Source organism: Candidatus Rokuibacteriota bacterium (assembly GCA_016188005.1).
In the GTDB taxonomy this organism is placed as follows: Bacteria; Methylomirabilota; Methylomirabilia; order Rokubacteriales; family CSP1-6; genus UBA12499.
On record JACPIQ010000007.1, the window covers coordinates 48102 to 58586 of the forward strand.

Sequence of the window (10485 nt, forward strand, 5' to 3'; positions counted from 1 at the left end):
GTCAGGGCTCCGCATGCCTCCTCCGCTCAATACCCGACCAGCCACCAGTTCAGGAGCTTCTGGTACTCGAACACCACCCTGCGGACATCGTCCCGCCGGCGCCACCAGTCCTGCGGATCGAAGCTGTCATACGGCGTCCCGTACACGATCCCGCGGGCTTTCCCCTCCGAATGCGCGTCGAACATCAGCCGGATCCGCCGCGTGTGGAACTTCGAGCTCACCAGGATGATGGTCCGGAGGTTGCGCTGCTCGGCCAGCGTCAGCAGCTGGCGAACCCCGTCCTCGGTGTTCCGGCTCGCCCGCGGAAGGACCTCGACGCTCCCGCCGGGAACACCGAGCTGCACGGCGACGTGTCGCTCCATCTCCGACGGCGTCGAGATCTCGACGCCGAGGGCCCGCAGCCGCTCGAATCCCGGAGGCACGGTATCCCGATCGACCACCAGCACCCTCCCGTAGCCGTTGCGAAAGAGCTCGGCCGCCGCCAGCACTCGCGCCGGAAACCCGCCTGCGAACACGAAGATCGCGTCGGCCCGCTCGAGGCGATCCTCCACGCTGAGGTACGCTGCCAGCCGCACGGCAAGCGGCCGGGAGATCCCGCTCGCCCAGGCAGCGCCCACGAGCAGGAGCAGAGCCGCACCGATCCCCAGTACGGAGCGCCAGGACCGGTGGCGCCTGCCGACGCCGCTGCCCCTCCCTGCGCTAGTACCGCTCGCCCATCCGGCGTAGCTGGGCCACACAGCGCTCGTGGTTCCTCGTCGACACGCACTCCCTCAGCACGTCCAGGTCCATGAGGAAAGCCTCCCGGTTGAACCCGCTGCCTCGCACGACCAGCACCTTCGGGTGCTGTGCGGGCTCCAGGTCTTCCATGTCGGCCACCAGCGCCTCCCGGAGGCGCTCGCCGGGGCGCAACCCGTCGATGCGTACCTGAACATCCTTGCCGAGCTCGAGCCCGGCGATCGACACCAGGTTCCGCGCGATGTCCATCACCCGAACCGGCTCGCCCATGTCCAGGAAGAAGACCTCGCCGCCCTTGCCCAGCGCACCCGCCTGGAGCACCAGCTGCGCCGCCTCGGAGATGAGCATGAAGTACCGGTACGCGTCGGGATCCGTGATCGTGAGCGGCCGTCCCAGCGCGATCTGTCGCTGGAACGTGGGCAACACGCTCCCGGCGCTTCCCAGCACATTCCCGAACCGCACCGAGACGAAGCTCGTCGAGCCGACGTTGAACGACAGGAGCAGGCACTCGGCCAGCCGCTTGGTCAGGCCCATGATGCCCACGGGACGGACAGCCTTGTCGGTCGAGATCAGCACGAACTTCGCGACGCCGGTCTTCATCGCCGCTTCCGCGACGTTCGCCGTTCCGAAGACGTTGTTCGCCACGGCCGCCAGCGGCTGTTCCTCCATCAGGTGGACGTGCTTGTACGCCGCCGCGTGATACACGAGATGGGGCTCGTGCCGGGCCACGACTTCCTCCACGTGGGCCCGGTCGCACACGTCGCCCACGATCGGCACGATGTTGAGCGCCGGATATCGGTCGCGGATCTCCAGCGAGACGTCGTGGAGGTTGCTCTCGGCCCGGTCGAGGAGGACCAGGAGCTCTGGCTCGAAGACCGCAACCTGCCGCACGATCTCGCTGCCGATCGAGCCTGCCCCGCCCGTGACCAGCACTCGCTTCCCGCGCAGCTCGCGGCCCAGCAGGTCACGATCGAGGCTCACGCGGTCGCGGCCCAGCACGTCTTCCGGCGTCACCTCGTGCATCTGGTCGATCCGCGCGCGCCCGAGCAGCAGGTCTTGCAGCGGCGGCATGCTCTTGAACGGGAGCGCCGTTGCCCGGCACTTCTCGACGATGCGCCGCCGCTGGGCCGGCGTCGCGGACGGGATCGCGATCAGGATCTCCTCGGCGCCCTGGCGGCGCACGATCTCGGGGAGGGCGTCGATCGAGCCGAAGACCTGCACGCTGTGCAGACGACGGCCGATCTTCAGCGGGTCGTCGTCGGCGAACCCGACCACGCGGTACGCCAGCGCCGGGCTCCGCTCGACCTCCCGGATCACGGCTTCGCCGGCATTTCCCGCACCGACCACGATCACGGGGCGCGCACGGGGTCGACCGCGCCGGGCGTCGGCTTCACGCATCCACCGGATCGCCAGCCGGATTCCCCCCACGAGGACGAGGCACAGGGGCCAGTCGATGGCCACGACGGACAGCGGGACATCCCCGGCCACGGACAGGACCACCGCTCCCGCGAAGAGGACCGATCCAGCGCTGACGCCCTTGACGATGTCCAGGACGTCCCGCATCGCCACGTAGCGCCACATGCCCCCGTTGAGACGAAACCAGAAGAACACGGCCACGCGGATGGCGAGGAGGAGCGGAAGGGTCTCGAACACGAGACGCCATGGAACCCGGTCGACGGCGAGGTCGAACCGCAAGAGGAACGCCAGCACGTAGGCGGTGGCGGACAGGCCGATGTTGATGCCGGTCGTCAGGGTGCGGCGCAGCGGCCGCCGCCACCGGATCGTCGGGCGCGGAGTGTCGGATCCCGAGCGGCTCATCGCGGTCGGCGCGAGAAGAAGGCTCGCACCGTCCTTGCAACGCACCGGACGTCGGCGTCACGGATCTCGGCGTTCATCGGTAAGGAGATCACCTCCCGGCAGATACGTGCCGTCTCCGGCAGGTCATGCGCTCCGAGGCCCAACCCGGGGTGCTCCCAGACCGGCTTGCGCCAGTGGATCAGGGTCTCGATCCCCTGATCCTTCAGGTGGGCGGCGAGCTCGTCACGACGAGGGGTCCGCACCACGTAGTTCTGGTAGATGTCAGCATACTCCGCACCGTCGAAATGCGGCAGTTGCAGGCCCGGCAGGCCCGAGAGCCCCTCGCGGTACATCTCGGCGACGTGCCGTCGCCGTTCGAGCCAGGTCGACAGGTGGCGAAGCTTCACGTCGAGAATCGCGGCCTGCATGTTGTCGAGCAGGCACGTGAACCCATGGTAGTGGTACTCGCCGGTCTCCCGATCCTCCCCGTTGTACCGAAGCAGGCGCACCGTGCGGGCCACCTCCGGGTCGTTGGTGGTGATGGCGCCCGCATCGCCCGCTGCGCCCAGCACCTTGAACGGGTAGAAGCTGAAGCAGCCCGCCAGGCCGAAGGAACCCGCCCGGGTGCCCTTGAAGGTCGCGCCGATGGCCTGGGCCGCGTCTTCGATCACCACCAGGCCGTGCTGCTCCGCGACGGCCATCAGCCGGGCCATGTCACAGACGCGGCCGTTCAGGTGCACCGGGATCACCGCCTTGGTTCGCTTCGTGATGGCCCGCTCGAGACCGTCCATGTCCATGTTGTAGTCGGGCCCCACGTCGATCAGCACCGGCGTTGCCCCCACCAGCACGATCGCCGAGATCGTCGCCACGAACGTGTGCGCCACCGTCACGACCTCGTCGCCGGGTCCGACGCCCGCCGCGAGGAGCGACAGGTGCAACGCGTGGAAACCACTGTTCAGGCCCACCGCGTAGCGCGTCCCCACGAACGCCGCGAGCTGCTCCTCGAAGTCACGCAACTGGCTGCGGAGCACCAGGTCCCCTTTGGCCAGGACGCTCCCCATCGCCGCGTCGACCTCCTTCTTCAGCCTGCGGTAGTGCCGATCGGGCTCAACGAAGCGCACTCGGTACGCCATGATCCTCCCTTGGGGTCGCGTGACGCTCCCGGGGGGCGCGCGCGACGGCGTAGATCACCTCGTACCCGTCACCGGCGGCATTCCCAGGCAGTGGAACGGGCTCGTGCACCGCGGCCATCCCTTCGGTGACCTCCGCCGGGAACGGCTTGAGCTTCCCGTAGACCAGGCGCTTCAGCACCGCCTTGCCCTTCATGGTCTTCGGGATCAGGTGGAGGGCGACGGCACCACGGCGGAGCAGCACAATGAGCCCAGCGCGACGCGAGGACTCCCGCACGGGAAACGCGCTGAGCATCTCAACGTCGAACCCGTGCCTGCCGAGCACGTCACGCAGCTCGGCCGCCGAGTAGTACCGGACGCTGAACGGGCTCGGGTTGAAGTCCGGTCGCTCCGGGTTGGCCTCGCAGATCAACAGCACTCCTCCGCGTCGAAGCAACCTGCGGCACTCGCCGAGGAACCGATCGAACGCCCGCAGGTAGTAGACGGCCTCGAACAGGATCACCACATCGAAGGACTGATCGCTGAAGGGCAAGTCGTGGGCGTCCAATCGGAGGACGGGGAGGCGCCCGGCGTAGTGCTGCCGCGCCAACCGTGCCAGGCTTTCCGTGTAGTCACCCCCGACGACGCGGCGGGCCTTCCGTGCGAGATAGCCGAGGCCGGGGCCCGGACCACACGCCACCTCCAGCACGTCCCTCCCTTCGCAGTAGCCCGCGGCGAAGGCATACCGGGCGTAGAGCATGTCCAGATTCCGCTGCGTCGCGCCCCCGCCAGGGGTCTCCGTCACGGTCGAGTAGTCAGCGCTCACCGGCGCCTCTCAGTGCCGCCCACGCGCAACCGCGACGCCATCCCGGGACTTCCCGCCCCCGGTCAGCCGTCGCACCTCGGTGACGATCTGGCCCGCCCTCGGGTAGTAGGCGTCTTCCAGCGCGCGACTCGTCGGCGCGGGCGCGTCAGGCAGGCCAACTCGGCCGATGGGCGCCCTGAGGGCTTCGAAGGCGCCTCCGGCCACCCGTGCCGCCACCTCCGCGCCGACGCCGCAGCTCAGCCAGGCCGCGTCGGCCACGACGAGCCGCCCCGTCTTCTTCACGGACGCGAAGATCGTCGCCTCGTCCAGCGGCCTGACCGACCGCAGGTCGATGACCTCGGCGTCGATTCCGACCTCCTCGAGCGCGCTGGCCGCCTTCATGGCCTCCACCACCATGTACGACGTGGCGACCACCGTCACGTCACGGCCCCGGCGCCGCACCGCGGCCTGCCCGATCGGCACGGAGTACGGGTCTTCCGGGACCTCGCCCATCTCGCCGTACAGCCACCGGTCGTCGATGTAGACCACCGGATTGCCGTCATGCACCGCGGCGATCAACAGGCCCTTCGCGTCGTAGGGCGTGGCGGGCATGACGACCTTGAGCCCCGGCACGTGCGCGAACCACGCGTGCAGCGCCTGGGAGTGCTGGGCTCCCTGCTCGCCGCCACGGTTGATCACGGGCCGGATCACGACCGGCACGTTGACTCGTCCGTTGAACATGTAGTGCCAGTTCGCCGCTTCGTTCACGATCTGATCCACCGCCAGCAGCATGAAGTCCATCCGGGGGTGCACCACGATCGGGCGCATTCCAGCCAGCGCGGCTCCGATCGCCGCTCCCGTCGTCGCGTTCTCGGATACCGGCGAGTCGATGATCCGCTCTCGTCCGAACTCCGTGTCGATGTCTTGCATGCTCGTGCCGACGTACCAGGGGCTCCAGAGCCCCTGCCCGATCACGAACACGCGCGAATCCTGCGCCAGGAGTTGCGCGAACGCCTCCCGGATCGCCTGCGCGTAGCTGATCGACCGTGCCGTCACCCCTGCCTCTCCGAGGCGGACCGATAGACGTGCTCCGTGAGGCTCTCGACCTCCGGGGGCGCGGACTCCCGGGCGAAGGTCACGGCCTTGTGCACTTCCGCGTCCACGTCGCGGCGGACCCCGTCCAGGTCCTCCCGCGTCATGCCACATGCCAGCAGGTGCTCCGCCAGCCGGGTGACCGGGTCCTTCCCCCGCCATTCGCAGAGCTCATCCTTCCGCCGCACGCCGACGTCGAAGTCCAGCGCGGGGCCGACATGGCCCCGCCAGCGATAGGTTCGGCACTCGAGCAGCGTGGGCCCTGCGCCGCTCCGCGCGTCCCGGACCGCCTCGGTCGCCGCCGAGAGCACCGCGAGGACGTCATTCCCGTCGAGCACGCGTCCAGGCATCCCGTGGGCCTCGGCACTCGCGACGATGTTGTCCCGGGCGCGCCGTTCCAGCAGGTGCATGTGACTCGCGTAGGAGTTGTTCTCACATGCGAATATCACCGGGAGCTTGCGGTGAGCCGCAAGATTCATCGACTCGTGGAACACTCCTTCCTCCGCTGCCCCGTCCCCGAAGAACGCCACCGTCACCCGGCCATCGCCACGGAGCGCCGACGCGAGGGCCGCTCCCACCGCGATCGGGATCGTGCCGGCGACCAGCGGGGCGGTGCCCAGGACCCCGACCTCTGGAGCGACGAGATGCATCGAACCGCCGCGACCGCCGGAGCACCCCGTCTTCTTCCCATACAGCTCCGCCATCAGGGCGTTGAGGTCCCCGCCCTTCGCCAGGTAGTGGCCGTGCGAGCGATGCCCCCCGAAGACGTAGTCGTCGGCGCGCAGCGCGGCGCACACGCCCGCGGCGACCGCCTCCTGACCCGTGTAGAGGTGCGTCGGGCACCCGATCTCCTTCGCCTCCAGCAGGTCCGCGATCGTCTCCTCGACGCCCCGCATCCGGACCATGGTCACGTACAGGGCCCGCAGCAGGACGACGCGATCCTCCGTTCGGAGCATGTCCCGATCCCTCTCTCCGCTCCGGCTAGCTGGCGAAGCGGTCAATGAGATGGGTCCTGAGCGTCGTGAGCATGATCGCAAGGTCGACGGCAAGGGACCGCTTCCTCACGTACTCGAGCTGCAACCGGAGCTTCTCGGGTCTGATCTTCTCCATGTACGCGCGCTCCGGGTCGGGGCTGCCCGCGAGGATCTGGCCCTCGTCGCGAATCCACACGGTGGCCCAGTCGGTGATTCCCGGCGGGACCGACAGGATCGCCTTCTCCTCTTCCGTGAACATGTCCACGTAGTGCTGCACCTCCGGTCGGGGCCCGACGATGCTCATATCCCCCTTCAGCACGTTGATGAACTGCGCCAGCTCGTCCAGGTTGTACTTCCGGACGATCCGCCCCATGCGCGTGATGCGCGGATCGTCCGCCGGGGTCGAGGGACCGCCCATCCGGTCCGCACCCACGACCATGCTGCGGTACTTGTAGATGCGGAACGGCTTGCCGTGCCGGCCCACGCGCCAGCCGCGAAAGAACACCGGGCCGGGCGAATCCAGCTTGATCGCCACCGCCACGACGGCGAACAGGGGCAGGAGGAGCAGGAGGACGACGGCCGAGATCGCGATATCCACGATGCGCTTGACGACCATTCCCCTCATGCTCCTTCCCGTCCGCACGGGCTCCGCGGCCCCGCCTCAGGCCCGGAGCAGCGACACCGCCGCGCGGGCGAGGATCGCTGCATCGTAGGCGAGCGACTGCCGCCTGACGTACTCCAGATCCAGCCGCAGCTTCTGCGGAAGGATGGTCTCGGTATAGAACCGCTCCCGGTCGCCGACGACCTCTTCGAGGAGGCGTTCCTCGTGCCGATAGGCGATGAACGACAGGCTCGCCAGCCCGGGGCGCACGTCAAGCACCCGTCGTTCATCCTCGCTATAGCGCGCGACGTATCGGGGATCCTCCGGTCGGGGCCCCACGATGCTCATCGTACCCGTCAGCACGTTGATGAGCTGAGGCATCTCGTCGAGCTTCAGATCACGGAGCGTCCGGCCGATGCGGGTGACGCGAGAGTCATCGCGCGCGGTGATCGCGGGCCCACGGCGCTCCGCGTCGGCCACCATGGTGCGGAACTTGTAGACGACGAACTCCTGTCCCCTCAAGCCGACCCGACGCCCGCGGTAGAGAACCGGCCCCGGGGAGTCCAGCTTGATCAGGAGGGCGATCACGGCCCACACCGGCCAGAGGGCGACGAGGGCGACCGCGCTCACCACCACGTCGACGAGCCGCTTCACCATGTGGCGCTAGCGCCGGAACCGCCTCGAGAGGTCAGCGACGGCCTCGATGACAGACAGCACATCGTCCTGCGTCATCCCCGGGTAGATCGGCAACGAGATACAGCGCTCGTAGAACCATTCGGCGTTCGGGAAGTCCCCCGGCGCGTACCCGAAGGCCTTCCGGTAATAGGGCTGAAGGTGCAGCGGGATGAAATGCACGCTCGCCCCGATGTTCCGCGCTCTCAGCTGCCTGACGAATTGGCCGCGGTCGATGGTCAGCATTTCGGGCCGGATCAGGATCACGTAGAGGTGCCACGCATTCTGACGGCCGGCCGCCTCGCGGGGGGGGATGATCGCCTCCATCCGGGAAAACGCCGCGGTGTAGGCCGAGGCGCAGCGACACCGCGCGGCGTGGAAGGCGTCACACTTCTTCAGCTGTTCGATCCCGATCGCGGCCAGCAAGTCCATCATGTTGCACTTGTATCCCGGCTCGTGGACCTCGTATTGCCAGCTCTCGTCCGCGTCGTGCCGCGTCCACGCATCCCTGCTGAGACCGTGCAGGCGCAAGGCGCGGATGCGCTCGGCGTACTCCTCCTTCGCCGTGGTCACCATGCCGCCTTCCCCGGTGGTGATGGTCTTCGTCGCGTAGAAGCTGAAGGCGGTGAGGTCCCCGAGCGTTCCGACCATCCGGCCGCCCACGCGGGCGGGCAGCGCATGGGCCGCATCGTCAACGAGGACGAGGCGCGACGCGGCGGCCACTGCGCCGAGGCGCTCCACGTCGCAGGGCTGGCCGGCGTAGTGGACCGGGAGAATCGCCTTCGTTCGCGGCGTCAGCGACGCTTCGACTCGGGCCGGATCCATGAGCGCATCCTCGGGGCGCACGTCCACGAAGACCGGGCGCGCGCCGCAGTGCACGATCACCTCGGCCGTCGCCGTGAACGTGAACGGCGTCGTGATCACCTCGTCCCCGGCGCTCACGCCGGCCGTGACGAGGGCGAGCTGCAGCGCGGCCGTGCCCGAACTGACCGCGATCGCATGCCGAGCCCCCACGTATCGCGCGAAGTCGCGCTCGAACTCCTCCGCCCGCGGCCCGGTCGTCAGCCAGCGCGAGCGGAGAGTCTCCACCGCCGCCCGGATCTCCTCCTCCTCGATCTGCGGGCGATTGAACGGAATGAATCGGCCCGTCACGGTTCCGGCGCGGCCTTTGTCAGGAGGGCGAGATAGTGGCTGCGTAACCACGGGATGCGCTCGAGAAGGCCGCAGAGCCCCCTCGACCAGGGCGCCAGGGCTCGCGCCACGGGCGCCCCCAGGGTGACCCGACGGAAGGTCGCCTCGAACGACGGGAACAGCGCCCGGATCTCGGCCGGTCCGGTGCCGCGGACATCCGGATTCGCGGGGTTGTTGTAGTAGAGGTCGTACCACAGGATGTGACCGCCGGAGCGGAGCACCCGCGCCATCGCCGCGCTCGCGCGCCGCCGCATCCCGTCGTCCAGCATCGAGCTGAACGCGAGCACCTGCACCACCAGGTCGAACTGCTCGCTCTCGAACGGCAGCTCGGCGGCGTCACCGCAGCGAACGTCCACGTTCGGGTGCATGCGGCGCGCCTCCTCGATCGCGTCAGGCCGGATGTCGATGCCCTTCAAGCGCTCTGGAAGACACCCATAGGTCATGAAGCGCCGGAGGACCTCCCCGGACCCGCATCCCACCTCGAGCACGTCCAGCCGCGCCAAGTCGGTGAGCCCATGGTCACGAAGCAGGCGCAGCATATCACGCTCGAGCTGTTGCATCCAAAGCAGATGGCCGGGCGAGAAGTACGAGTAGCGCCCTGGAGGAACGTCCCGCTCGCGCCGCGCGTACGCGATCCTGATCCGCTCGACCTCGCTCATCGGGCGCTCCCCGGCGGCACCTCTGGTCGCGATGCGCCCACCAGCATGATGTCCCCGACGTCCACGTAGAGGCGCGCCTTCCCGATGCGCGAGTCCCGGAGGCGCTCGTAGAGAACGCGGCACAGGCCGAGCTGGGTCATGCTGTGCCCGATGAACATCAGGTGCCGAAGGGTCACGTATCGCCCGGAGGTCTCGACCGTCCGGACCTCGAACCCGGCCGATTCCAACATGCGCCGCATCGACCGCCGGGAGAAGAAGTGCAGGTGGAACGGCGGCGATATCAGCCGCCACTTCCGGCCGAGCACCCGGGCCATCCCGCTGTCGAAGTCGCCCGTCGTGATGTAGACCCGGCCGCCCGGACGCAGGACCCGGAACGCCGAGCGCACGTACGCGTCCGGGTTCGGCACATGCTCCAGCACATCCCACATGGTGACCACGTCGAAGGAGCCGTCGGGGTACGAGAGATCCGGAAGCTCGCCGACATCGACCGGAATCCCCAGCCGCGCCCGAATGGACTCCGCCGCGAAGCGCGAGATCTCGATTCCCCTGACGTCCCACTCCTTCGCGGAGATCTCGAGAAAGAGCCCGTCAGCACAGCCGACGTCCACCAAGCGGCCGCCGGCCGGCGGCATGCCAATCGCGCGGACCCAGAGTTCGAAGTTCTTGCGCCGCACGTCCTGATCCTGGAAGTAGGCGATCTCGAAGAACTCCTCGTTGTAGAGGGCCGCCAGCTCCTCCCGCCCGGGAAAGGGAGATACCCAGCCATGGCCACAGTCGAGGCAGCGGGCGATGGCGTAGCCGTTCTTCCGGAAGGCAACCCGCGACAGCGAGCTGCCACAGGCCACACAGC

The 10485-nt window shown here is 68.6% G+C and carries 11 protein-coding genes; all 11 read right to left on the minus strand.

Annotated elements, in window-relative coordinates:
* Positions 1 to 26: 26 nt before the first annotated feature.
* The 11 genes from HYV93_01395 to HYV93_01445 all read right to left on the minus strand — a co-directional run bounded on the left by HYV93_01395 (position 27) and on the right by HYV93_01445 (position 10480).
* The gene (locus tag HYV93_01395) at positions 27 to 575 is read right to left on the minus strand and encodes a YdcF family protein (GenBank protein ID MBI2524612.1); all 549 of its coding nucleotides are present in this window, start codon (positions 573 to 575) and stop codon (positions 27 to 29) included.
* Between the two features lie 124 nt (positions 576 to 699).
* On the minus strand, positions 700 to 2553 hold the full coding sequence (locus HYV93_01400; protein MBI2524613.1) for a polysaccharide biosynthesis protein: 1854 nt from the start codon (positions 2551 to 2553) through the stop codon (positions 700 to 702).
* Positions 2550 to 3665: a DegT/DnrJ/EryC1/StrS family aminotransferase gene (locus HYV93_01405; GenBank protein ID MBI2524614.1), complete on the minus strand. Its 1116-nt coding sequence runs from the start codon at positions 3663 to 3665 to the stop codon at positions 2550 to 2552. The genes HYV93_01400 and HYV93_01405 overlap by 4 nt, the downstream gene beginning before the upstream one ends.
* Positions 3640 to 4467 carry a class I SAM-dependent methyltransferase gene (locus tag HYV93_01410; GenBank protein ID MBI2524615.1) on the minus strand — a complete coding sequence of 276 codons (828 nt, stop codon included), beginning with the start codon at positions 4465 to 4467 and terminating at the stop codon, positions 3640 to 3642. Before HYV93_01410 ends, HYV93_01405 begins: the two co-directional genes overlap by 26 nt.
* Positions 4468 to 4476: 9 nt before the next feature.
* Positions 4477 to 5502 carry an alpha-ketoacid dehydrogenase subunit beta gene (locus tag HYV93_01415; GenBank protein ID MBI2524616.1) on the minus strand — a complete coding sequence of 342 codons (1026 nt, stop codon included), beginning with the start codon at positions 5500 to 5502 and terminating at the stop codon, positions 4477 to 4479.
* The gene (locus HYV93_01420) at positions 5499 to 6494 is read right to left on the minus strand and encodes a thiamine pyrophosphate-dependent dehydrogenase E1 component subunit alpha (protein MBI2524617.1); all 996 of its coding nucleotides are present in this window, start codon (positions 6492 to 6494) and stop codon (positions 5499 to 5501) included. Before HYV93_01420 ends, HYV93_01415 begins: the two co-directional genes overlap by 4 nt.
* Before the next feature lie 25 nt (positions 6495 to 6519).
* On the minus strand, positions 6520 to 7128 hold the full coding sequence (locus HYV93_01425; protein MBI2524618.1) for a sugar transferase: 609 nt from the start codon (positions 7126 to 7128) through the stop codon (positions 6520 to 6522).
* A gap of 45 nt (positions 7129 to 7173) precedes the next feature.
* The gene (locus HYV93_01430) at positions 7174 to 7770 is read right to left on the minus strand and encodes a sugar transferase (protein MBI2524619.1); all 597 of its coding nucleotides are present in this window, start codon (positions 7768 to 7770) and stop codon (positions 7174 to 7176) included.
* Positions 7771 to 7776: 6 nt separating this feature from the next.
* Positions 7777 to 8937 carry a DegT/DnrJ/EryC1/StrS aminotransferase family protein gene (locus HYV93_01435; protein ID MBI2524620.1) on the minus strand — a complete coding sequence of 387 codons (1161 nt, stop codon included), beginning with the start codon at positions 8935 to 8937 and terminating at the stop codon, positions 7777 to 7779.
* Complete coding sequence (locus HYV93_01440) at positions 8934 to 9635, minus strand: class I SAM-dependent methyltransferase (GenBank protein ID MBI2524621.1); 702 nt, start codon at positions 9633 to 9635, stop codon at positions 8934 to 8936. Before HYV93_01440 ends, HYV93_01435 begins: the two co-directional genes overlap by 4 nt.
* Positions 9632 to 10480, minus strand: a complete 849-nt coding sequence (locus HYV93_01445; GenBank protein MBI2524622.1) for a class I SAM-dependent methyltransferase — start codon at positions 10478 to 10480, stop codon at positions 9632 to 9634. The genes HYV93_01440 and HYV93_01445 overlap by 4 nt, the downstream gene beginning before the upstream one ends.
* Between the last annotated feature and the right edge of the window lie 5 nt (positions 10481 to 10485).

What these genes read in the sequence shown, in the direction of transcription:
- HYV93_01400 (MBI2524613.1), bottom strand. Translation starts at nt 2,553, where the DNA reads ATGAGCCGCTCGGGATCCGACACTCCGCGCCCGACGATCCGGTGGCGG.
- HYV93_01405 (MBI2524614.1), bottom strand. Translation starts at nt 3,665, where the DNA reads ATGGCGTACCGAGTGCGCTTCGTTGAGCCCGATCGGCACTACCGCAGG.
- HYV93_01420 (MBI2524617.1), bottom strand. Translation starts at nt 6,494, where the DNA reads ATGCTCCGAACGGAGGATCGCGTCGTCCTGCTGCGGGCCCTGTACGTG.
- HYV93_01425 (MBI2524618.1), bottom strand. Translation starts at nt 7,128, where the DNA reads ATGGTCGTCAAGCGCATCGTGGATATCGCGATCTCGGCCGTCGTCCTC.
- HYV93_01430 (MBI2524619.1), bottom strand. Translation starts at nt 7,770, where the DNA reads ATGGTGAAGCGGCTCGTCGACGTGGTGGTGAGCGCGGTCGCCCTCGTC.
- HYV93_01440 (MBI2524621.1), bottom strand. Translation starts at nt 9,635, where the DNA reads ATGAGCGAGGTCGAGCGGATCAGGATCGCGTACGCGCGGCGCGAGCGG.